The organism is Geoglobus acetivorans (assembly GCF_000789255.1).
In the GTDB taxonomy this organism is placed as follows: Archaea; Halobacteriota; Archaeoglobi; order Archaeoglobales; family Archaeoglobaceae; genus Geoglobus; species Geoglobus acetivorans_B.
In genome coordinates, this window is record NZ_CP009552.1 from 706,523 (window position 1) to 726,467 (window position 19,945).

The window sequence follows — 19,945 nt, forward strand, 5'->3', positions numbered from 1 at the left end:
TCAGCTTACCCTGCCATAAACACGGCCAGCGGAGCAATTATTCCGAGAGCCAGTATTGCTGAACCGATTATCAGGCCGAGTATGAACCCGAGACTTTTGAGTGGTGCCAGCTCCATATCTCTCCCTCCTCAGCATTTTACGTACGAATATGTATCAATTAGTGTTTATATAATTTTTTGATTCTATAAATAATTACGTAATTATTTATCAGATAATATCTAAATTAATCGCAATACAATATTATCGTGAATATCACAGAACGAAGACTCAAGAAAATATAAAAGCAGACAGGCAAAGTTTCCTACGAATGACGGTCAGGGACCTCATGCTCGAAATCGAGAAGGCAAGTAAAATTGCCAGGGAAAACAGGCACAGGTACGTTGTTTTCGTATGCACGAAAGAGCTGAACGACAGGATAATGAAACTCGCCAGAAAGGCATACAGGCAGCACCTGAAATCATCGGAAAATTCTGAGGAAAGTCTTCTTCTTGCAGGGAGGAGTTACTTCAATGAGCTGGCAGAGAAGTACTTCAACGGGGAGGTCATCCACTACAAGGACAGCTGGAAGGTTCTGGGGCAGACCTACGACAGCCTGATCATAGACCTGACAGACGGGTTCCACCCGAACGACCTCGGAATACTGATAGAGACGATAAGAGAGGGCGGGATCATCATCGCCATCTCACCCCACATTGACAGCTGGTTCGAGCTGAAGGGGAAGTGGCATGAGGACCTGGTAAGCGAGCCATACACGGTTGATGACGTTGTCCCGAGATTTTACAGCAGATTCATAAAAAAGACCCTTGGAGCAGAGGGAATCATAATATTCGACGCAGATAAAAGAAAAATTCTGAAAAAATATGAATTCGAGAAGAAAGTCGATTCAAGAGAAGAAATCGTAATCCCGGAGGAGAAAAAGGAAATCAAGAGAAAGCTCTACAAGCTATGTGCCACTCAGGACCAGGTTCGCGTTCTTCAGGTTTTTGAGTCGTTCTTTGAAAAAGAGAGGGAGAAAAAGGCTGTTGTAATAACGGCCAACAGGGGGAGGGGTAAAACTGCCGTTCTCGGAATCCTGACACCATATCTGGTGTCAAAACTTGAAAGAACCCTGAAAAGACCCGTCAGAATCCTGCTCGTGGCCCCAAACGTCCAGTCCGTGCAAACCTACTTCGAATTTCTCAAAAAAGCCCTCGTCAGGCAAGGGATGAAGAACTTCACTGAGAAGAAAAGCGGTGGAAACACCACGGTGATCAACAGCAGGTATGCGAGGATCGAGTACGCCCTCCCCGCGAGGGCCATGAGAGAGGGTGAGTTTGCAGACATCGTCATTGTTGACGAGGCTGCATCAATCGACGTTCCCGTGCTTTTCAAGATAATCGAGGGTGTGAAGTACGCGATATTCTCCACAACGGTTCACGGTTACGAGGGGACGGGAAGGGGCTTCGCAATCAGATTTCTGAAGAGGCTCGAGCAGGACGAAAATACGGAAATAGTGAAAATCGAGCTGAAGGAACCGATAAGGTACGGTAAGGGCGACCCAATCGAGGCCTGGCTCTACGACGTTCTGATGCTCGACGCACAGCCCGTGGAGCTTGATGAGGAGGACCTTGAGAAAATAAGGAACGGGGAGCTTGAGTTCGAGGAGCTTGACAAGAACATGCTCATCGAAAACGACGACCTCCTCAGAGAGTTCTTCGGCATTTACGTTCTCGCCCACTACAGAAACCGCCCCTCTGACCTCGTGATTCTGCTGGACATGCCGAACCACATTCCGCTCAGGGTCAAGGTGAACGGAAAGACTGTATGCTCACTGCACGTTGCTGTCGAAGGTGGCATGGATGAGGAGACCGTGAGGAAACTCTCCGATGGCTACAAGCCGAAGGGTCAGATAATCCCTGACCTGATCCTGAAGCACTACTGGGAGTATGGCTTTCCCGAGCTTACCGGCATAAGGATCGTAAGAATCGCAACTCACCCGTCCGTGATGGACATGGGTATAGGCAGCTATGCACTTCAGAAGCTCGTCGAGTGGGCCTCGGAGAAGGACATGGACTGGGCGGGGAGTGGTTTTGGTGTATCTCCGGAACTGCTCAGGTTCTGGGAGAGAAACGGGTTCGTGCCGGTGCACATCACGCCCCAGAGGAATGAGATTTCCGGAGAGTACACGGTCATAGTCCTGAAAGCCCTCAAAATGCACATCCAGTCCAGAATTGACGACATAAACGCTGAATTCGTCAGGAGAGTGATAGAATACCTCGGAGACGAGCTGAGAGACATAGAGCTTGAAACTGCCATAAGGCTCCTGAGGAGCCTCAGAAAGGAGGCAAAGGCATGTGAGCCAGAATTCACCAGGGTCGAGAGAAGGAGAATGAAGAAGTACTTCCAGGGCCACAGCCTGTTCGAGTATGTTTCCGACATAGCGAGGCCCCTCATAAGGTATTACTACACCCGGGCCGATAAGGCCGGACTGGACGAAAGGGAAGAGAGGGTTCTGGTTGCGAAATGTCTGATGATGAAAAGCTGGAGGGAGATTGAGGATAGCAGGTCATACAAAAGAATGCTGAAGGCCCTTAAAAAGGTGTGGGAGTGGTACCATGGAGCAGAAGAGGATTAATTTCGATTCGGAGTATGTAGAGGCCATAATGGACGGGAGAAAGGTAACAACTGTCAGAAAGGGTATAAAGAGATACCCTGTGGGGAGAATAGTTGATCTGACTGCAGAGAGCAAGCCCTTCGCAAGAGCGAGGGTTGACAAGGTCGTTGTGAAGAGAATTAAGGAACTGACAGACATCGATGCGAAACTCGACGGTTTCGAGAACAGGGAAGAGCTTATAGAGGCTCTGAAGAGGATATACGGGAAGGTCAAAGACGAGGAGTTTGTTACGGTTGTGCACTTCACGGTTGTGGATTGATCTGGATTTTATTTCTAACTCCCTCATCAAAATGTTTAAAAATTGAGAGTGATTAGCCAGTTTAAAGCCGGGGTTGCCGAGTGGTAAGGCGGTGGCCTGCTAAGCCACTGGGCTCTGCCCGCGTGGGTTCGAATCCCACCCCCGGCGCACTGTTTTGTCAATTGAGGAAGGCGTTTATTCGCCAAGAATACACAACTTCCACGCAAGAGACAATGCAAAACATCTGTACACATGAAAAATCAAAGAAATGCAGGAACAGGAAAAATTTTAATTACCATCTTTCCATCCAGGAATACAGCATTCAGGGTGATTGAATGAGGATACAGATTTACGGGGCAGGAATGGCTGGAAGCTACCTGTACATGCTCCTCAGGAACAACGAAGATTATGAGGTCGGTATCAAAGATGAAAGAAATTCTCCCGACTGCAGATGCGCCTGGGGTATAGCCTACAGGCAGGCCAAAAACCTCTACAGGGACATCGGGCTAGATCTTGACGATTACATAATCTCAAGGCCCAGATATGCCTACGCCAACGGTATCAGGTTCAGGGTCAAGAACGTTGTGATGTTCGACAGAAAGAAGCTCCTCCAGGATTTATGGAGTGAGATGGAATTCAGAGAGATGGAAAACCCGGACATAATCGTGGATGCCACCGGGAGCAAAAGGGCATTCCTGCCCGACGTTGATGAGGATGACGTCCACATGAGGTACCACACCGTGCAGTATATAGAGGAACATGAGAAAGACGAGGACATCTATGCATATGCAAGAAGGACAGGATACGCATGGGCCTTCCCTCTCGGAGAGGGCAGATGGCACATAGGGGCCGGAGACAAGAGCGTTGAGAGAGCAGAGGAGATGGTCAGAAAACTCCGCGAGAAGTACGGGTTCGAGGAGAAGGAGAAATCCTGTGGGTGCAAGGGTTTCGTCAGGATGTATCCCCCCTCAAAGTCACTGCCCTTCAGGGATGGAAACGTTTACGGTGTTGGAGAGGCAATCGGGTGCATAAGCGGTTTCGGTGAGGGGAACGCCCCCGCACTGCTCTCCGCAAAGATATTCCACGACTGTCTGAACAGCGACTGCCTCGACGAGTATGAAAACAGAATTCTCGAGGAGTTCAGGTGGGTGGAGGAGGAGTTCGGCTTTCTGGAGGCTGTGCAGAGAGGAGACATAGTCTCTGCCCTCAAGCTGACCAGAAAGGTGATCAGGATCGAAAGTGAGAGGAGTGCAGAACTGAATTTCAGGGACATTCTGAAGGTCATAACCAATCTGAAACCCTGACAGCACTTCAGGAAAATTTGCACCAGTGGATAAAAAAGGAAACTAAAAGTTTATATTTGCAATATCACCAGAAGCAGTTAGATATAAGTAACCGATAAATCATATTGAACCAGAGAGGTGAAAGTCCTGATGAAACTTGTACTGGTGGTTGAAGACGACGATGCCGTGCTTGAGGTTATTAAAGCGATGCTTGGAGACAGGTACTCAGTACTCGAGGCAAGAGACGGTAAGGAGGCAGTGGAAAAGTACAGGGTGTTCAGGCCGAACATCGTCCTCATGGATGTGGTCATGCCGGAGATGGATGGTGTGGAGGCCACGAGAGAAATCAAGAGAATGGACCCGAATGCGAAGATCATAGGAGTCACAGCATACGCAAAGCAGAGGGCAAAGGATCTGCTCGAGGCGGGAGCGCTGGAGGTCGTTGAAAAGCCATTCTCAAAGAGCACCCTGGTGAGCACGATAGAGAAGTACATAGAAAATTCCTGAGAATAACGTGAAAGATTGCAACCCGGTGTTATTTTACCTCTCAAATTTTCTGAGAAACATCCTGACGTCTTCTGACTCCATCCAGCCGTCTTCAAGCTGATTTACAAGCTTGACTATCCTGGCAATCTGCTCGAAGATTTTCTCCCTCAGGGTTTCATCCTCCACATACTCCTCAACGTAGCCATGTATTGCTGCAAGGGGGTTTCTGATCTTGTCGACGAGTATTGCGAATTTCTCAATGTTTTCCTCTATCTGCCCTATCGCAAGCATGAGGTCGGTGATGTCTATAACAGACACGATAAACTTCCTGCTTTCCGGAACTTTGGCGACGATGGCAACTCCGCTCCGCATGTTTCCCTCTGAATCAACGTAGTTCAGCCTGTAGCTCTGAGGGACCGAGTCCGGATTCTCAAGCCTCATCATGTGCATCCTCATGACCTTTTCCCTGTCCTTTTCGCAGACGAGTTCGATGAACGGTTTTCCGATCAGCTGCTCCTTTGAGTAGTCGGAAAGCTCCTCCGCCCTTCTGTTTGCGAACACCACCCTGCCATCTTCGATCAGCAAAATTGCAGTTCCGGTGTTGTCAACAAGCAACCTGTAAAGCTGGTCAATTTTCTTCTTCTCCGCCTCTGTCCTTATCTTGGAGATGGCATACGAGATATTTTCCGCCAGTTTGGTGAGCAGATCGACCTCCTGATCGTCAAAAACATCACTTTCAGGGGCGTAAATGTTAAGAACACCATAAATCTCGCCGTCATACTTGAGAGGCAGTGCGATCGATGACGCAAAGCCTTCCCTTTCGGCCATTTTTATGCACGGACTGCAGCCATCATCCGAGCTCGCATCTCCAGGAGATCCTGCTGTCTCTGAACCTGTCAGGCTGCTTTGTTGCTTTTCGGACTCTTCATGGCCATATCCGTACTTCGCAGCAAGCCTGATCACCCTGCCATTCTCAGCGTAGCCAATCCACGCATGCTTGTACCCCCCAACCTCCACGATGACCCTGCAGACATCCTCGAGCATTTTCTCCTCGCCATCTGCCCTGAGGATCACCTCATTTACTGCATTGAGAACCCTGTATGCCCTTTCAGCCCTCTTTCTCGCCAGAACCTCTCCAGCAGTTATCCTGCTGTAAACTCTCAGAACCTTTCCGAGAGCCTTCATCTGGAGCTCGTAAATTACTGGTAGAAGTTCTTCCTGCTCTGACCGTTCATACTTCCGAACAATCTCAATCAGAAGTTCAATTCTCCTGAGAAAATCCTCCGGACCCTGTCCCCTTCTTATCAATTCCTCTATAAGAGATTCATCCACCTCACCCACAAGATCATCCACGGTTCTCTGTCCGGACAGCACTTCGACAATGCCCTTCGCTATTACACGCCTGACCCTGTTCAGCAAATCTGAGGGGATCCCGGGGGCAACCTTTTCAATCCACTCCTCAGCCACCCTTTCCAGATCCTCAGGATTCATAAGCCATGTAATGGATTCTCCGGGATAGATATATAGTTTTTCAAAATCCGTGGAGACAGGCGATGTAATGAAAAATTCCGGCCATCCACAATCAGTACGTGATAATTAAATTTAAATAGCCTTAAAACCAGTTATATCTCTATGAGCCTGAACGAAATAATACCGAGCCAGTCATCGGAATTCGTAGAACTCCTCGTGTCCTCAAATCTCAACTTCATCGTATTTTATGAGAACATATATCCTGCAAAGGCAATTCTGGGAAAGATTATGGAAAAATCTGACGACCGGATCACCATTCTTGCAATTTCGAATCCCACGCTGAGGGCTTTGAAGTTCAACATGGGTTTCCTCAACATGCAGGAAGACAGGGTCAGAATAATCTGCCTGAACTCCACGGGGATGAGCGATGCGCACCTGACCTACAGGTACGACCAGCTTGACGACCTGACAGAATACATCAAGAAACTGGACGGTACGCTAATCGTTCTTGGCAGAGGGCTTCTCGACGTGGCCACGAACGAGAGCTCCAAGAGGTTTATGCTCAAGTTAACTGACGAAGCCCCGGAAGGGCTGAGAATAATCGCATTCACGTCATACAACGCTTACACGAAGACGGACATAGCCCAGTTTTCCGGAATGTTCGATGTCGCGCTCCACGTTAAGAAGCAGGAGGACATATTCACATTCGGTGAGGAAATTTACGAGCTGCACGTGATACAGAGCGTCGTCCCGAGCATAAAGCCCGGAACCTCGACGTTCAAGGTTGGCGAGGAAATGAAGATTATGAACGAAAAATGATGCCCTGCATTCCTTTCCAAAAATCTTTCCCGCAATTCTGCCAGGTGAGGCAATTAACAACACTGTCGTGTTTCTGCACCACAAACTTCATAAGTACTTCACGGGTTCAGGCTATTGACCTCAGCGCGCATGGATAATACAGCTGTGACAGCATATCAGTTGAAAAGCCCACGAATCAGCAATTGCTCGCCATTTCCGCTGCGGGGGTTGCCGAGCCAGGAAAAGGCGCAGGGCTTAAGACCCTGTCCCGAAGGGGTCCGAGGGTTCAAATCCCTCCCCCCGCATGCAATTCTTTAGTTGAACAATTTGATAGGTTCTCTAAGTCTATCGACCTGAAAGACATTTCTGATGACGAAAAACACCGATACAAGAGAGCCGTGAGAGAGTTCCTCGAGGCATGTTCATACGATTTAGAAGATAGCCGCATAATTATTTATATAAATGAAATAAAACAGCAGTTCAGCCCACGAACAGCCAGAAAGCGCCTGATATACATTCGTGCATTCCTCAAATTCGTAAATCACCCACTCGCCGAGCACATCGAACTGCCAAAGATACCGAAACAGAAGAAGATCGTCGTCAAGCCCAGAGACATAAGACAGATACTCATCGAGGCGGACAGTAAGCTTAGAGAGAGGTACGCTTTGAAAGTGAAGTCCGCCACGCTTTTATCCGCCACGTCCGGAATAAGGGCCGAAGAGCTGTATCTGCTGACCGTTGATGACATCGATCTCGAAAACAGAACGATTTACATCAAAGCTGAAATAGCCAAGGACTATGAAGACAGGGTTACCTTCTTCTCCAGAGAAGCTCAGGAAGTTCTGCAGGAGTATCTGTCCGTAGTTAAACCTGACAAACTTCCCTTCTCCAAGAAGTCTCTACTCTACCACTTCGGGAAATTAAACACGAGTTTGAGAATGAAGCACATGAGGAAGTTCTTCAGCCAGCAGAGCGACAGGTTGGGGATGCCAACGGCAATTAAGAAGATGCTGATGGGCCACTCGATGAGGAACGACGTGGACCTTGGGCACTACGACTTCCAGGATGAGGAGGAGCTGAAAAAAATTTACGACAAGTATTGGAAGGACTTCAGGATTCTCGGCTGAGCAGGAGCCTCTCCAGTCTTTTGACTCTCTTTTCGAGATCCGCGATCCTCTCCTCAAGCGTCGCCGTCCGCTTCTGCGTCTTGTCTTCCTTGATCTTCAGCTTTTTCTTGTCTTTCCTCTCCTCAAGCTTTTCGACGATGTGTTTCTTCTTCATATCGCCTCAACCTCGCAGGAGGCCTTAAGCCCCAAATCAACGAGCTCAAACTCAAACCTGTAGGTGTCCGCTATTTCCGTGCTGAACGCATATTGGGCAACTGCTGTATAGTTGCCGGCGTCGGAAAGTGTCAGGGTGTCTGTTGCTATAAGTGTCCTTGCTGAGTCATACACAGCTACGTTTACCTGCCATGTGCTAAGTTTCCAGTTCTTATTGTAGCTCACTATTATTGTTGCTGAATCTACTCCATTTGCATTAATAATGCTCTTGTCTGGGTTCGCTGAAAACTCATCGATCAGCTCCCTGTCGGCTTCGTTGAGGGTCAGTGTTATCTCATCTATTTGTCCAGTTCTTACATTATATATCAGCTTCTTAATCATTTAGACCACCTCATACATTAGTTAGTTTGAACAGCCAAAACTTTGAACCAGCCCCGATAAATGCTCCGAATGGTTGCAGTAAGTCTATTTGTGTCACATTAGCCTGTTTTTTCCAGCCAGAGCCATAATGCACAATACCAATGCCATTAGACATAGCTGTAGAACCTATGACAGTTACGAAAGTGTCTGTTCCTATAGTTATACCTTCGGCAAGTATCAGGACATATCCAAAGCCATAGCCACCATTACCACTTGCGAAGGCGTCTGCACCAGCAATTCCAGTAGTAGAGTTGTATGACTGGTAACCTGATGAAGACGTTCCACCTACAATCATCCAGTAGTGATAGGCATAGTTTGCTAATGTAGTATCACCATTAAATCGCAAGTAAAATCCTCTGTCAGCAGTAGTGTCCGTATTGTATATTGCTGCTATTAACATATAGATTTTGTCTACATCACCATTAAGCCCGGTAAAGCTAATGCTCTGGACATTCGTAGTGACGCTGATAGATGCCACGTGCTCCCATGCCAATCCAAAGCCAAGCTGACTGCTCGCCAGCCCGAGAATCGGATCCGCTCCGCCCGCCAGGTGGGTGTCCGCATGCGCTCCCCCTCCACCGACAGAGTCCCATGACGTTCCGTTGTCCCTGTAAATCTTGCCCGTGTCCGTCGCGATGAACAGCCTTCCCGCCACTCCCGCCGCCGGGAGGTTCGCCTCCACGTCCTGGATGACGTTGTGGATCCCGTTCAGCACGGAAGAGGCGTGCGAGTCAACCCTGCTTTGCGCATCAGATTGAATGTCCGCAAGATGATAACCATCTACCGCATCCGCGTCGTCCACAATCCCCCTGAGCTGGGAGTCATACAGCTTGTTGTAAGCCCCCTCCCCGCTGAGCTTCGACTTGATGAAGTTCCAAAGCCAGGAATTCCTCCACCTCGCCATCAGTTCTGCACCCCCACAACCTTCTCAAGCTGGACGGTCGGCTCGTATCCTGTAGCAGGAGCGACGGAACAGTAAGCGTAAAGCCTGATGGCCGAGATCTTCTCGTTGCTCGTTATCTTGTCCATCACGTCAACCAGATAGTCGTCGAAGCTCGCCCCTTCCGCCACACTTTCCTCAGCGTCGAGGAGATCAACTTCGGTTGCCCCGTCCGAGAGCAGAGCACGAAGCATGAAGTAAAGCGTGGCTCCCGAACCCGTCGGATTGCTCGCCACGACGTGGATCGAATCGATGAAACCGATGAAGTCATTGTCCGCCGTTATCTCCTGCTTCAGCGTCAGGGCTGTCTCAGTCACGGTCACGCCGGAAGTGAAGCCCTTGTTGAGCGTCCTTCCACTTAATTCCTTGTTCAGGTTGGAAATGTCCTGCGAGACGGAAGAGTTGAACCAGTTATCGTATTCCGCAATTGGCTGTTCGCCGGCAACATATTTCGCGTCGCCGGCAGGGGGCTCTACGCCGGTATCGTCCCAGCGTGATTTCTGAGCTATAGCCATATCAGACAAACCCCAAGCAGACTTTAAAAAAGAGATCAGAGAAGTCCGGCATACGTTCCGGCATTAGGATTGCTGTTCGCGAGGTCGTTGTAGCCCTTCGTCGGATCGGAAACGTCATTGATTGAGCGGTATGTGAACGTCCCGAACTGCTTCGTGTCAAGCCTTACGCCCGCCGGCTTTATCGCCTGAAGTAAATCTTTGAGCTCCTGAATCGTCAGCCCCGCGTTGTTCAAGTCTTGAAGCCAGACCCAGACCTCGAAGAGTGCAGGCTCAATGTCATACCTGTCCAGAACCCTGACCCTGCTTGTCTTGGTCTTCAAAGCCGAGGCGACGACTTCCTTGATGTCCTTGATCGTCGTCATTTCCGTCAGCTTGCTGAACGCTATCTTTATCCTCGCTCTGAAGTGCTCGTCCGTCTCGCCCTGCTGTCTCCTCACGTTAAAGAGTTGTCCGATATAGTCCAGGCTCTTTCCGCTCGCGTAATCGACGAAATGGGCGTTTCTGACGTTTTCCGCCTCCAGCTCAATGTTGCTGAATTCCGAGTCGAGGATCTTCAGGAGCTTGTAGTTGTTCGAGTCCGGATCCTTGCGGAAGGCGGTCGAAAGAAGCTTGACGAGCTCGTCAACAGCCATATCAGCTCACCGTCACGGTTATCATCGTGTCGTCCGTCTGTGCGATCTCAGTGTCCGCTATGGCTATGTTGCTCGTTCCTGCGGGAGGGGAGGTTGTGTCTATCTTGACCGTGGCGTCCACAACTCCCTGAATGTTCATGACCGACGCGAGGACCTTCGCGTAGATCACGTCCTCTCCGATGTCGAGGTTGTTGATGTAATCCTTCACAGCGTCGATAACCGTCTGGGTGTCAATTGACGTTCCGTCGCTCGTTATCTGCACATCCACGTAAATGTTCACGACTTTCGGCCTGCTGAAGTAGATCGTGTAGGCGTTGCCGTCCTGGTCGTAGGCTGTCGCGGAAACGTCGCCGTACGGCTGGATTCCTGCCGGCTTCGCATCGAATATTGCCTGAGCTATATCGCTGTCGGCCCCGCCAAAAACGAAGACCCTGAAGCTCTTCGGCGGAAGTCCTCCCGTTGACGTGTAGTCGTTTATTGTGTCGTTCTCCTCGACCCTTACGGTCTTGACCCCGTCAACGGCGAGAACGGAAGCCTTAATTGCCTCCACGGTCGCCTTGCCCTTCGAGGCGAGAGTGTTCTTTATCCTGTACCTCAGCTCCTCGTCGGTTTCCGCGTCCCTTCCCCCCGATGTCGGGTTCGCGTTGTTCACGGACTCAATCCCGCTGACAGGATCAACGATTTTCGTTATGGTGTTCGCCGCGACATTGCCCGAACTGCCCGCCTGCTCAGCCTCGATGGGGGCGTCAACTGATGTGGATCCTGCTGAAAGCGTCACCGCCTGAGTTGTCCTGAACGTCACAGAGCCGTCCGAAGTGGCCACTCTTGTACCGGCAGGGATTGTTATGTCCGCCGTCGCTGGAGTTGATCGGGAGAACGTGACGGTTCCGGTCGCTTTTGATGCCGGAGTTCTCACGAAGCCGACGAGTGCGGCTATGTTGTCGAGGCTCTGCCCGGTTGCGAAGTCGATGTAGCCAGCGTAATACACATCCTCGAGGAGTTGCCAGAGTGCATCTTCTCTTTTCGCGACCAGCCTCAGGAACCTCAGAAACCTTGAGTTTTCGCTCAAATCAATGTCCTCCCCAAACTCCTGCTTTGCGAGAAGCTTCAACTCATCCATAATGACCGAAAACGGCTTCGGCACAAACCCATTCGCGGTAACACCATACGTCATACGACCACCTCAGCCGAGATTTTACTCCCATCAAGCGTGAGATACAGCCTGATCCTGACTTTCCTGTCGGAATCGAGCTCGGAAATCTCTATCCCGTCAATGGACTTGATCTCATCGTATCCCGCGAGGGCCTTGCGGACCTCATGCTCGATAAGTGTCCTGTTGTATCCGCTCCGCTTGATCTTAAGCCAGTCCACACCGAAGTCCGGATCGAACGGGTCGCTTCCCCTGACTGTCTTGAGGATGTGCATGATGTGCTGTTTAGTCCTGTCCGCACCTTCGACGGTTTCGAGCTGTTTGAGCTCGTTCACGACTATGTCGCCGTTGTCGTCAAACTTGAAGTCCCAAGTCATGAGCATCTCCTCCTGACCTCAACCAGCGCGTTGCCCCTCGGAATTTGCATGACGAAAAACTCGCAATCTTTGAAGCACGCCTTGACCTTCTCGACTACATCCTGCCTACAGGAAATTATTATAGAACCGTCAGAGCAGTGCCTAATCCAATTCACGCCTTCGATGGCCCTGACTTTATCCATGTGCGGAAAAACGTCACCAGACTTTAAAAAATAGGAAAACTCAGACTCCCGGCGGATGCCAGCTTCCGCTGTCCGCAGAAACTCCCCTGATAGTCTTAAAATCGAGGTCCCCGTCTATGTAAACGTCACCGATGATGTTGATCCTGTCGGGATTTATGCTCGGAATCGAATCGGCCAGCGTAAACAATCCGCCGAAAACGAGGGCGTCATTGATGTTGAACCTCAGAAGCTCATTCACCGCCACCGTGTCGCGGTTCTTAAGCTGTTCCTCCAGCTCGTATTTCGAGAATAGCACGAGGACCACGTCTCCCTCTCTGAGCGGGACATATATCGTCCCGACCGAACTCCTCAGGCATGCGATCGGGACATCGAACAGCTCGATCTCGTTGCCCTGAATCTTGTGCTTCAGCTTGACATTGCACCGAAGCCTCGAGTTGTCAACCTGCGTGACAATTCCGAGCGCCACGGTGTTGATGTTGTCAAGCTTAGCGTCAATCAGCCTCAGGAGCTTGTCGATCATACCGGCACCACCTCGGCTTCGGTGAAATACTGTTCACCCTTGCAGACGTGCTTGTACTTCCTCACCTTGAACAGTCCGGACACGAGCATGGAGTCAACCTTCACGACCGCATCCTGATTGATCTTCCAGTTGAGCAGACCGCGGACCTTATAGGCCGTGTCGTTGTCCTCGTCGCTGACGTCCTGCACTTCCATGAGCCCGCTTTCCGAGTCGAGCACGATGACCGTGACGTCCTGGAAGCCCTTCCTGACAAAATACCCCATACCGTTCTTCACGTAGCACGTGTATTCGGCACTCCTCATCAGCGTCGCAAATCCCCCATCGAGGACCGTCCCCTTCGCGAGCTCCCCGTTCACAAACGGGAGGACTTCCTCAGTTAGAACAGTGTACGGTGTGCTCGTTGTTTTTCCGCCGAAAACCATGTCCTTCTTTAGCGTCACTCCCGGATCCTCGATTTTTCCGATAGGGATTCCCGCCTCACCGAACAGCTCCTCCACGATGGTTTTGATGCTCGTGCCCTTCGGGTATTTCTTGCAGATCGGCCTCAGGCTCCAGAGCTGTCTGGTCATATCCGAAGCCTCGACCACCGTCTTAACGTCCGCCCCGTCCTTCTCGTCCCAAACCTTCCGAATCATGCCGTAGAAGACCATCCCATAATCGTTGCGGTAGCCGGCCTTGAGCTGGACGACCTCATCTTTCTTGAATGCCTGCTTTGACTTGCCGAGGTTGTAAACCGTTATTTCAGCCTGTCCCGCCGTCGCCTCGGTGTCGTTCTCAATGCTGAATTCGATGTCGAACTCGTCAAGAGTCATGACTGTTGAGCCGACCTGGAGCTCGACGTAGCGGTCGAAGACCTCAGGCAAACACCCACACCTCCGCAACGGACTCGTCAACCTTCCACGGCAGGATCGTGAACAGCGTATCGTAAGTCGTCGGATCCTTGACCTCCATCGGGTTCTTCATCGTGAGCTTTCCTTCAAAAACAGCCGTGTCGTCCTCAACCCTGCGGATCCTCAGCACCGCGAAATTGCCCTCGTAATTCCAGCGGTAAAAAAGCATGTACGCCTTGCCGTTGACGTTCACGAGTTGTTTCTGTGGGTATCCGAGCTTTTCGTCAAACGGGAGCACGTTCACAGCTGGCAACTCAACCACCCCACAATCCGCCGAACCAGTCGAAAATCGAATCCAGCCAGCTCTTGTTTTCCTGCTTTGTCGGAGCGTCCGGCACGTCTTTCTCTAATGGGGACGTTGCTGTCGCACCTCCTGATGCCTCGCTTTCGTCAGCGGTCAGTCCGAGGTCTGAGAGCGGAACCTCGGCGGTCTTTGCCCTTGCCTTGAGTATTTGCCTGACCCTGATAACTGCCCTGAACGTGTTCCTGCTTCCGCCCTGCGTCATATTCAGCTCCTGAATCACCACATCCTCGAAGACCCCGAACCTGCAGATTAATGTCGTCGGCTGCTTGGACTCGTAAAGTTGCTTCAGCGTCTCAACTTCTTCCTCAAGCAGGGTGATCGTGAGCTGGAACTCCGCAGGCTGAAAGAAAATGTTGTCTGCTATCGGATAGCCATCTTCGACCCTGTGCTCTGGGATAACTACGGATTCCGATAGATCGACAATCTCTATGGCAGTAAATCTGACATCCCCGAGTAGAATGTCTTCCATAATTGAGGGGTAAGTGGAGACTTAAAAAAGAGACATTTATACCCCTATCGCGTTAAACCTTCTTTCAAGCCTTCGTTCTACAAGCTCCGCAACTTTTTCCGGATCTTTCACACCTTCAATCTTGATCGAGATTGGAGCGTTGATTTGCTTGTGCTCAACCTTGCTCTGAACAGTCGAGATCATCTGAGCTGGTTTGGGCACGATCTCGCTCAGCGAAGGTAAGCGATGTTCGGTTATCATCGTGGTCGTCGCTTTTAATCCAATTCCAGCAGGAGTCAGGTTAAGCAAACCTTGAACGGCTTTGAAGACAGGACTTTCTGTGAGAGTTTTCCAAGCGTTCTGGATCCAAGTTATGAGGTTCTTGATTGAACTTGTAACCCAGTTGAAGACCCGTTTTAACAAGTTGAAGGCATTCCCTACTGCCTCGGCAACTGACTTTAGGAATGGTAGCTTCTCGAGGAGCCAGCCGACGAATTTTCCAAGGTAGCTTTTGTCCCATCCCTTGACGAGGACATCTTGGAGGAGCAGAATTGCTGCTACAACTGCGCCGATCATGGCCACTATAGGTAAGAGCGGGACGATTGCAGCCCACACTGAACTGGCAAATCCGAGCATCATCACCCTTAAACCAGCAAGAAGACTCGTCGTTCCAGTAAGTTGGATTATCTGGACTTTTAGAAGAGCCAATGCAGCAGCCTGCATCAGTAATGGCCCTACAACCGCAGAAACACCAGTTGCAAGGACCCCAAATGTTCCTATAACTGCTTTAACTGGTTTGGGTAAATCTCTGAGCCATGCAGTCAGTCCCTCTAAACCTTCCGTGAACGCTTTAATTGTCGGTAATGCGCCTTCAGCCAATGCTTTCTTAAATTCCTGCCATGCAACTCTTGATTTCATTAGCTGTTCGTTAAGTGTCTCTTGGGAAAGATCCACTTTCCTCACAAGTTTCTCTCCGGCTTCCATCACTGCGTTGAGAAAAGCCTGCCGTTTTTCAGCTTCCGTAAGCTGATCGGCAGTTTTACCGAGTTGTTTAGCGTATTTCTCGTATGCTGCTTCAGCATCCACGATAATCCCCAAGTTGTCCAGTATTAGCTTAGATTGACGAGCTGAACCAACTGCTATCGACTCGAACATGTACTGCACATCTGTTCCCATCGCTCTCGCTGCAGCTCTGGCTATTCTCATCATCCTCGGCAAGTATTCCGGATCGATGCCCATGACGATTGCTCTGTTAGCATTTAAGATCATTTGAGTGCTGTCGATAGTTCCTTCAGCCGCTTCTTCCATCGCTTTCAGAATTGCATCTGCATTTTCCCCAGCATAGGCCCTGAACACCCTCATTGCATCCTGAAAATTGGCGAGTTCCTTGGTTGCGTCGCTGAAGAACCTGAAACCACCATACGCAAAAGCAGACAGTGCGGCTCCAGCCCCCACAACGGCCCATTTGTATTGCTCAATAGTCTCCGTCAGATTTTTGACACCCGATTTTACGCTATCAACTGCATGATTAACTCGTCTGAGCTGATCGGTTATCTGATCTTTGAGCTGAATGACGACATAGAGACTTCTGAGAGCTTCCATCGGTAGAGTTAAATTTTGCAGACTTTAAAAGAGAGAATATGCTCGGTGGTAAATGGGGTAAAGATAAATTTGAATGCCCATTTATAGGTGTCACTGCACCTTGTCGTCAAGAAAAATGCATGTTATGGAATAGTGAAGAGCAAGACTGCAACTTTAATGTTCTTGTAAAAGAGCTGAAGAAGATAAATTAATATCAACAATTTGGCTTTAGGTAGAGTATGGCTCAAAGTGAGTATAATGTCATAGTGGAAGCAGTGACAAGCATTTTAGTGGAGTCAAATCTTGGAAATACTATAGTGGTTTCGTTTCTCACGATATTGATTCTACTATTCAGTCATTATATCGGTAATTGGTTTGAAAAACGGAAAGAAAACGAGCGGAGAAAAATATGGCTTAGATTTCTGAAGTCATATAATAACCCCATAGATGCATGCCTCAAAGACTTTGTGAGTTATCGATCACCGGATTTCTGGCCAGGACTTGTAGGTGGTATATCAGGCATATTTCTTTCTGTTGTTCTCTGGGTTATTCTATTGTATGCTTTGGGGGATGTCACATCCGCTTTAGTTTATTCTACATTCATTAACGCCATCCCATTCTTAATGTCATCCTTGATAAGAAGGTACATTTCCAAATCTAAACTACATACTGAAAAGCTACTGAACAACAACGAGAATGAAGATAATGTAGGGGAATGGCTACATAAATCAAAACGAATTGTAAACGCCACTGATCTCCTCCAAATGTTTGCCGTTGGGACACTTTGGTGGATTGTTTTCGTAGTTTCAATCGTTTATGGGGGTAAAAACGTACAAATTTCAGAAAATATGCGCTATGTACTCGTGTTTTCGGGGTACATGGGGTTTATGGCTTTCATAGCTTCTATCTCAAATCATAGAAATATGCGTGGGCTCTTGAAATTGTTATTAAATGTAAAATATCTCGATAAATATCCTTATGTCCAAATTAAAACTGAATTCGGGAACTTGGAAGGATACATTGCAGATCTATTCGACGAAAGACTGATTGTTTTAAGAAAAGACGACAAAATAAGTGTTGCAGAGTGGAATTCCATAGTGACTGTTGAGTTGATTAAGAAGGATCGACAGCATGACAAAAAACTACCTGAAAACAAATAAGTGCTTTCCCGGACTTTCTGGTGACTTTACAGCTTTATTCATCTCTTCAGACATCACTTTCAGAGCAATCGACCACCTGAGAATCTTCTCAGCTGGCCAACTCTTGACTTCGTCGATATCAACATTCAGCTCTTTCGCAAGAACATAGAGCCCGATCTCCTCCCTTACTTCACGCTCGATTGAATCAATGTCTGCAATTTTTTTAGGTCATCTGCTATGAGTTCATTCACTTTCGCTGAGAGTGTGAAGAAACTCTCGGCATCCATTTTCTCAACATCTTCTGCAGCCAGCTCAGGCTCTCTGACACACACGAGAATCAGATCCCTCATCAGGTCAGCTGCATCTTTGCCTTCATCAACAACTTTCAAAAGCCTGTATCCGCTTGGCTTTTCCAGAATGAATTTTTTACTACCGATATTTACCTCCAGATTACCACCTCCTCAAAAATGGTTTGAAATTATTCGATCCTGAAGTTCGTTCCGATGAACCTGAATTCGGCATTTGCTTCTTCAGCACTTGGCTTGAATTCTGGATAGAAGAAGATACAATCATCGGCAGTTATCTTGCTGAAGTTCAGCGCATCTCTGTTCTCAGCTGCGATCACGATCTGAACCTGCTTTTTGCTTGCTGCAAGCTGAATGAGCTGGGGAACGTTTTTGCTCGAGGCCTGGATTGTTATGGATCCTTCGCAATCGGTATCGTCCTTAATTGAGTAGCCTATCGTCTTTCCGCTCCAGTCCTTGATGGGCTTTACAGCGTCCTGATCACCCTTCGGCGAGATACCTATTTCTATCAATCCCTCTATCTCTCTCCCGTCGACAAACACTTTTATGTCCTTAATACTGTACTGAAAAACCATGAAGAGTCAATGAATGCAGACTTTAAAAATGGTAGATCCTCAATCACTAAGCGGTTCAAGCAAAATTATCTTGACTTTCTTTCCAACCCAAGCTTTTGGAACGTAAACCCTGCCTGAATTTCCACCATCTTTGACAACTTTCTCAATAACTTCATACAGAGGATCAGGAAAGAATTGTTCTGGCAATGTTGATGCATGATTTTGTGTCCACATCGAAACATCAGAGCAAGATTTACTGTGATGTGGAGATCAAAGACGAGAGAGTTAGATGGCTATGCAAAAACCACCATGAAAACTTCGATGATCCAGAACTTGAAATCATACAGAAATACGATAGATGGGCAGCTGCAGTTGAGAGGAGAATCAGGTTCAAAACTTTTAGCAGATACAACCTTACGGCAAAATCAAAGATTGATTTCGAAAAATTGAAAAAAGAAATTGAATCTCGCCAATACTCTGCTTATGCTCTGTACTCTTTCGTGTATAACTCGAAAGAGCTGGAGGTGATAGCTGAGGATATGGATTATGGATTTACAAGCCTCAGAAGGCATTTGTTGGTGATGGTGAATCTGTATCTCAGCTCACCTGCGTGAAAGCGGCTTGCCGATGTGGGTCCAATGCCTGAGGCAAGTCGGATGCTGTGCAGGGAGCTATAAAGATTATAAAAATGCTCACAGCGTTATTACAAGATCGAGCGTTATCCTGCTGACGGCCCCGCTCAGGTAGGCAGTAACTCTGACATTCCTGAGGATTCTCGCGGATTTGTCTGCGTCACTGATTGAATCGAAATCCGGCACCTGTACCTCGTAGCCCTTAACCAGATTTCCGTCAGAATCCACGTAGTCCTCTCTCAGAGCTCCAAGGTTTTGAGCTACTCTCAAAACCTGCTCGATCGTTGCTTTGACTGTCTGGATTCCAGCCGGAGAATACGGAATCTTCGAACCCATGTTGGCGAGCCTGAGCTTTAGAGAAATCAGGGCGTTCCTTATTTCGGTTGCGAGGTAAGCCTTGGTCCTCGGAATGTCAATCCACGAGCCATCGAGGCTCTTGGCGGTCGAGATGACAGCTTTCCCCACATCGACAATGGTTGCAATGTTGTTCTGCTCGAGGGAGTCAACCTCTGAGGACTTGTAGCCTGCCGCATTAACTCCCTGCACATTGTACCACTCAGGCGGAATCCACGGCTGGAGCTTTGAAAGCACTCCTGCCACAGCACCGCCAAGTTCTCCGGCAGACAAATTCACGTCATCGTGAGCGACGGCAAAGACGTACTCGTTGGCAGTCAGAGCTGCAAATGCGGTTTGTGCACTTGTAGCATCACCTATGAACGGAAGAACGAGAACCTTGTGATAAGTTCCAGCGTGGTCCACAACGGTCTGAGCGTTTGCGTCGCTTGCATCGATCGTCACGACCATTATGTCGTAATCCACCTTCTTGTCCTCCAGATCTGCGAGAACAGTCACATAATCTGCGACAGCGTTTCCGGTCCCGTCGTCCTTCATCACGTTGACAGCCTTAACCCTCAGTACTCCCTGAGCGAACACTTTTGCCGTCGCAAGAGAAATGGGCGAGGAAGTTCCGAAATCTGCCTCGACTTCCGACTGGCTGTAGTATGTTTTGACCTGATTGAAGAACGTCAGTTTGCTGGGATCTTCTCCGACAACAATGACCTCTCCGTATGTCTCCGCTGGAGCTGCGGCTGTTGCATCTTGGAGGTTGATTGTTACTGCTGACTCAGCCGTCGGCATTCTTCATCACC

26 protein-coding genes and 2 tRNA genes are annotated in these 19,945 nt (G+C 48.9%); 10 read left to right on the forward strand and 18 right to left on the reverse strand.

Annotated elements, in window-relative coordinates:
• The first annotated feature begins 307 nt into the window (after positions 1-307).
• The 5 genes from GACE_RS04040 (at position 308) to GACE_RS04060 (ending at position 4,681) form a co-directional block, all read left to right on the forward strand.
• A complete protein-coding gene (locus GACE_RS04040; protein WP_048091400.1) occupies positions 308-2,614 on the forward strand; it encodes a tRNA(Met) cytidine acetyltransferase TmcA in 2,307 nt (768 codons plus the stop codon).
• Entirely contained in the window at positions 2,595-2,912 is a 318-nt protein-coding gene (locus tag GACE_RS04045; protein ID WP_048091401.1) for an ASCH domain-containing protein, read from the forward strand. Before GACE_RS04040 ends, GACE_RS04045 begins: the two co-directional genes overlap by 20 nt.
• 66 nt (positions 2,913-2,978) lie before the next feature.
• Positions 2,979-3,059 (forward strand) — tRNA-Ser (locus GACE_RS04050).
• A 167-nt stretch (positions 3,060-3,226) separates the two neighbouring features.
• Positions 3,227-4,195 (forward strand): geranylgeranyl reductase family protein, encoded by a 969-nt coding sequence (locus GACE_RS04055; protein ID WP_048091403.1) that lies wholly within the window; start codon positions 3,227-3,229, stop codon positions 4,193-4,195.
• 129 nt (positions 4,196-4,324) lie between these two features.
• Entirely contained in the window at positions 4,325-4,681 is a 357-nt protein-coding gene (locus tag GACE_RS04060) for a response regulator (RefSeq protein WP_048093633.1), read from the forward strand.
• A gap of 33 nt (positions 4,682-4,714) precedes the next feature.
• Here the strand turns inward: GACE_RS04060 and GACE_RS04065 are convergent, their stop codons facing one another.
• Complete coding sequence (locus GACE_RS04065; RefSeq protein WP_048091405.1) at positions 4,715-6,151, reverse strand: PAS domain S-box protein; 1,437 nt, start codon at positions 6,149-6,151, stop codon at positions 4,715-4,717.
• 141 nt (positions 6,152-6,292) lie between these two features.
• On the opposite strand from GACE_RS04065, the gene GACE_RS04070 reads away from it, so the two are divergent.
• The 3 genes from GACE_RS04070 (at position 6,293) to GACE_RS04080 (ending at position 8,055) form a co-directional block, all read left to right on the forward strand.
• Positions 6,293-6,949 carry a hypothetical protein gene (locus GACE_RS04070; RefSeq protein ID WP_048091408.1) on the forward strand — a complete coding sequence of 219 codons (657 nt, stop codon included), beginning with the start codon at positions 6,293-6,295 and terminating at the stop codon, positions 6,947-6,949.
• A 200-nt stretch (positions 6,950-7,149) separates the two neighbouring features.
• Positions 7,150-7,233, forward strand: a tRNA-Leu gene (locus tag GACE_RS04075).
• A gap of 93 nt (positions 7,234-7,326) precedes the next feature.
• Positions 7,327-8,055: a tyrosine-type recombinase/integrase gene (locus tag GACE_RS04080; RefSeq protein WP_318249291.1), complete on the forward strand. Its 729-nt coding sequence runs from the start codon at positions 7,327-7,329 to the stop codon at positions 8,053-8,055.
• Here GACE_RS04080 and GACE_RS11630 read toward each other — a convergent pair.
• From GACE_RS11630 to GACE_RS04140, 13 genes are all read right to left on the reverse strand, one after another.
• Complete coding sequence (locus GACE_RS11630) at positions 8,039-8,209, reverse strand: hypothetical protein (RefSeq protein ID WP_158413799.1); 171 nt, start codon at positions 8,207-8,209, stop codon at positions 8,039-8,041. The genes GACE_RS04080 and GACE_RS11630 overlap by 17 nt on opposite strands.
• The gene (locus GACE_RS04085) at positions 8,206-8,589 is read right to left on the reverse strand and encodes a hypothetical protein (RefSeq protein ID WP_048091410.1); all 384 of its coding nucleotides are present in this window, start codon (positions 8,587-8,589) and stop codon (positions 8,206-8,208) included. Before GACE_RS04085 ends, GACE_RS11630 begins: the two co-directional genes overlap by 4 nt.
• A 10-nt stretch (positions 8,590-8,599) precedes the next feature.
• The gene (locus GACE_RS04090) at positions 8,600-9,532 is read right to left on the reverse strand and encodes a hypothetical protein (protein ID WP_048091412.1); all 933 of its coding nucleotides are present in this window, start codon (positions 9,530-9,532) and stop codon (positions 8,600-8,602) included.
• Positions 9,532-9,885: a hypothetical protein gene (locus tag GACE_RS11520; protein WP_148305915.1), complete on the reverse strand. Its 354-nt coding sequence runs from the start codon at positions 9,883-9,885 to the stop codon at positions 9,532-9,534. The genes GACE_RS04090 and GACE_RS11520 overlap by 1 nt, the downstream gene beginning before the upstream one ends.
• Before the next feature lie 233 nt (positions 9,886-10,118).
• A complete protein-coding gene (locus GACE_RS04100) occupies positions 10,119-10,715 on the reverse strand; it encodes a hypothetical protein (RefSeq protein ID WP_048091414.1) in 597 nt (198 codons plus the stop codon).
• Position 10,716: 1 nt separating this feature from the next.
• The gene (locus tag GACE_RS11190; RefSeq protein WP_052400218.1) at positions 10,717-11,889 is read right to left on the reverse strand and encodes a baseplate J/gp47 family protein; all 1,173 of its coding nucleotides are present in this window, start codon (positions 11,887-11,889) and stop codon (positions 10,717-10,719) included.
• Positions 11,886-12,242 (reverse strand): DUF2634 domain-containing protein, encoded by a 357-nt coding sequence (locus tag GACE_RS04110; RefSeq protein WP_158413800.1) that lies wholly within the window; start codon positions 12,240-12,242, stop codon positions 11,886-11,888. Before GACE_RS04110 ends, GACE_RS11190 begins: the two co-directional genes overlap by 4 nt.
• Positions 12,239-12,424, reverse strand: coding sequence for a hypothetical protein (locus GACE_RS04115; protein ID WP_048091418.1), 186 nt, complete (start codon positions 12,422-12,424; stop codon positions 12,239-12,241). Before GACE_RS04115 ends, GACE_RS04110 begins: the two co-directional genes overlap by 4 nt.
• Positions 12,425-12,464: 40 nt before the next feature.
• On the reverse strand, positions 12,465-12,944 hold the full coding sequence (locus tag GACE_RS04120) for a Gp138 family membrane-puncturing spike protein (protein ID WP_048091420.1): 480 nt from the start codon (positions 12,942-12,944) through the stop codon (positions 12,465-12,467).
• The gene (locus GACE_RS04125) at positions 12,941-13,807 is read right to left on the reverse strand and encodes a hypothetical protein (RefSeq protein WP_048091422.1); all 867 of its coding nucleotides are present in this window, start codon (positions 13,805-13,807) and stop codon (positions 12,941-12,943) included. The genes GACE_RS04120 and GACE_RS04125 overlap by 4 nt, the downstream gene beginning before the upstream one ends.
• Positions 13,800-14,087 carry a hypothetical protein gene (locus GACE_RS04130; RefSeq protein WP_148305916.1) on the reverse strand — a complete coding sequence of 96 codons (288 nt, stop codon included), beginning with the start codon at positions 14,085-14,087 and terminating at the stop codon, positions 13,800-13,802. The genes GACE_RS04125 and GACE_RS04130 overlap by 8 nt, the downstream gene beginning before the upstream one ends.
• 1 nt (position 14,088) lies before the next feature.
• A complete protein-coding gene (locus tag GACE_RS04135; protein WP_048091425.1) occupies positions 14,089-14,607 on the reverse strand; it encodes a phage baseplate protein in 519 nt (172 codons plus the stop codon).
• Between the two features lie 36 nt (positions 14,608-14,643).
• Positions 14,644-16,188, reverse strand: coding sequence for a phage tail tape measure protein (locus tag GACE_RS04140; protein ID WP_048091426.1), 1,545 nt, complete (start codon positions 16,186-16,188; stop codon positions 14,644-14,646).
• 218 nt (positions 16,189-16,406) lie between these two features.
• Here GACE_RS04140 and GACE_RS04145 point away from each other — a divergent pair, with 218 nt between their 5' ends.
• Positions 16,407-17,327, forward strand: coding sequence for a hypothetical protein (locus GACE_RS04145; RefSeq protein WP_048091428.1), 921 nt, complete (start codon positions 16,407-16,409; stop codon positions 17,325-17,327).
• A gap of 164 nt (positions 17,328-17,491) precedes the next feature.
• Here GACE_RS04145 and GACE_RS11635 read toward each other — a convergent pair whose 3' ends face one another.
• The 3 genes from GACE_RS11635 to GACE_RS11400 form a co-directional block, all read right to left on the reverse strand.
• Positions 17,492-17,695, reverse strand: coding sequence for a hypothetical protein (locus GACE_RS11635; RefSeq protein WP_048091430.1), 204 nt, complete (start codon positions 17,693-17,695; stop codon positions 17,492-17,494).
• 89 nt (positions 17,696-17,784) lie between these two features.
• Complete coding sequence (locus tag GACE_RS04155) at positions 17,785-18,186, reverse strand: hypothetical protein (protein ID WP_048091431.1); 402 nt, start codon at positions 18,184-18,186, stop codon at positions 17,785-17,787.
• 39 nt (positions 18,187-18,225) lie between these two features.
• Complete coding sequence (locus GACE_RS11400; RefSeq protein WP_084063663.1) at positions 18,226-18,399, reverse strand: DUF2080 family transposase-associated protein; 174 nt, start codon at positions 18,397-18,399, stop codon at positions 18,226-18,228.
• Between GACE_RS11400 and GACE_RS04160 the strand changes: the two genes are divergently transcribed.
• Positions 18,390-18,779, forward strand: coding sequence for a hypothetical protein (locus tag GACE_RS04160; protein WP_048091432.1), 390 nt, complete (start codon positions 18,390-18,392; stop codon positions 18,777-18,779). The two genes, GACE_RS11400 and GACE_RS04160, sit on opposite strands and share 10 nt — an antisense overlap.
• A gap of 78 nt (positions 18,780-18,857) precedes the next feature.
• On the opposite strand, the gene GACE_RS04165 is transcribed toward GACE_RS04160, so the two are convergent.
• Positions 18,858-19,934 carry a DUF3383 family protein gene (locus GACE_RS04165; RefSeq protein ID WP_048091433.1) on the reverse strand — a complete coding sequence of 359 codons (1,077 nt, stop codon included), beginning with the start codon at positions 19,932-19,934 and terminating at the stop codon, positions 18,858-18,860.
• Between the last annotated feature and the right edge of the window lie 11 nt (positions 19,935-19,945).

What these genes read in the sequence shown, in the direction of transcription:
- GACE_RS11630 (WP_158413799.1), bottom strand. Translation starts at nt 8,209, where the DNA reads ATGAAGAAGAAACACATCGTCGAAAAGCTTGAGGAGAGGAAAGACAAG.
- GACE_RS04140 (WP_048091426.1), bottom strand. Translation starts at nt 16,188, where the DNA reads ATGGAAGCTCTCAGAAGTCTCTATGTCGTCATTCAGCTCAAAGATCAG.
- GACE_RS04060 (WP_048093633.1), top strand. Translation starts at nt 4,325, where the DNA reads ATGAAACTTGTACTGGTGGTTGAAGACGACGATGCCGTGCTTGAGGTT.
- GACE_RS04055 (WP_048091403.1), top strand. Translation starts at nt 3,227, where the DNA reads ATGAGGATACAGATTTACGGGGCAGGAATGGCTGGAAGCTACCTGTAC.
- GACE_RS04110 (WP_158413800.1), bottom strand. Translation starts at nt 12,242, where the DNA reads ATGACTTGGGACTTCAAGTTTGACGACAACGGCGACATAGTCGTGAAC.
- GACE_RS04085 (WP_048091410.1), bottom strand. Translation starts at nt 8,589, where the DNA reads ATGATTAAGAAGCTGATATATAATGTAAGAACTGGACAAATAGATGAG.
- GACE_RS11400 (WP_084063663.1), bottom strand. Translation starts at nt 18,399, where the DNA reads ATGTGGACACAAAATCATGCATCAACATTGCCAGAACAATTCTTTCCT.
- GACE_RS04065 (WP_048091405.1), bottom strand. Translation starts at nt 6,151, where the DNA reads ATGAATCCTGAGGATCTGGAAAGGGTGGCTGAGGAGTGGATTGAAAAG.
- GACE_RS04165 (WP_048091433.1), bottom strand. Translation starts at nt 19,934, where the DNA reads ATGCCGACGGCTGAGTCAGCAGTAACAATCAACCTCCAAGATGCAACA.
- GACE_RS04040 (WP_048091400.1), top strand. Translation starts at nt 308, where the DNA reads ATGACGGTCAGGGACCTCATGCTCGAAATCGAGAAGGCAAGTAAAATT.
- GACE_RS04100 (WP_048091414.1), bottom strand. Translation starts at nt 10,715, where the DNA reads ATGGCTGTTGACGAGCTCGTCAAGCTTCTTTCGACCGCCTTCCGCAAG.
- GACE_RS04135 (WP_048091425.1), bottom strand. Translation starts at nt 14,607, where the DNA reads ATGGAAGACATTCTACTCGGGGATGTCAGATTTACTGCCATAGAGATT.
- GACE_RS04155 (WP_048091431.1), bottom strand. Translation starts at nt 18,186, where the DNA reads ATGGTTTTTCAGTACAGTATTAAGGACATAAAAGTGTTTGTCGACGGG.
- GACE_RS04045 (WP_048091401.1), top strand. Translation starts at nt 2,595, where the DNA reads ATGGAGCAGAAGAGGATTAATTTCGATTCGGAGTATGTAGAGGCCATA.
- GACE_RS04070 (WP_048091408.1), top strand. Translation starts at nt 6,293, where the DNA reads ATGAGCCTGAACGAAATAATACCGAGCCAGTCATCGGAATTCGTAGAA.
- GACE_RS04090 (WP_048091412.1), bottom strand. Translation starts at nt 9,532, where the DNA reads ATGGCGAGGTGGAGGAATTCCTGGCTTTGGAACTTCATCAAGTCGAAG.
- GACE_RS11190 (WP_052400218.1), bottom strand. Translation starts at nt 11,889, where the DNA reads ATGACGTATGGTGTTACCGCGAATGGGTTTGTGCCGAAGCCGTTTTCG.
- GACE_RS04115 (WP_048091418.1), bottom strand. Translation starts at nt 12,424, where the DNA reads ATGGATAAAGTCAGGGCCATCGAAGGCGTGAATTGGATTAGGCACTGC.
- GACE_RS04145 (WP_048091428.1), top strand. Translation starts at nt 16,407, where the DNA reads ATGGCTCAAAGTGAGTATAATGTCATAGTGGAAGCAGTGACAAGCATT.
- GACE_RS04120 (WP_048091420.1), bottom strand. Translation starts at nt 12,944, where the DNA reads ATGATCGACAAGCTCCTGAGGCTGATTGACGCTAAGCTTGACAACATC.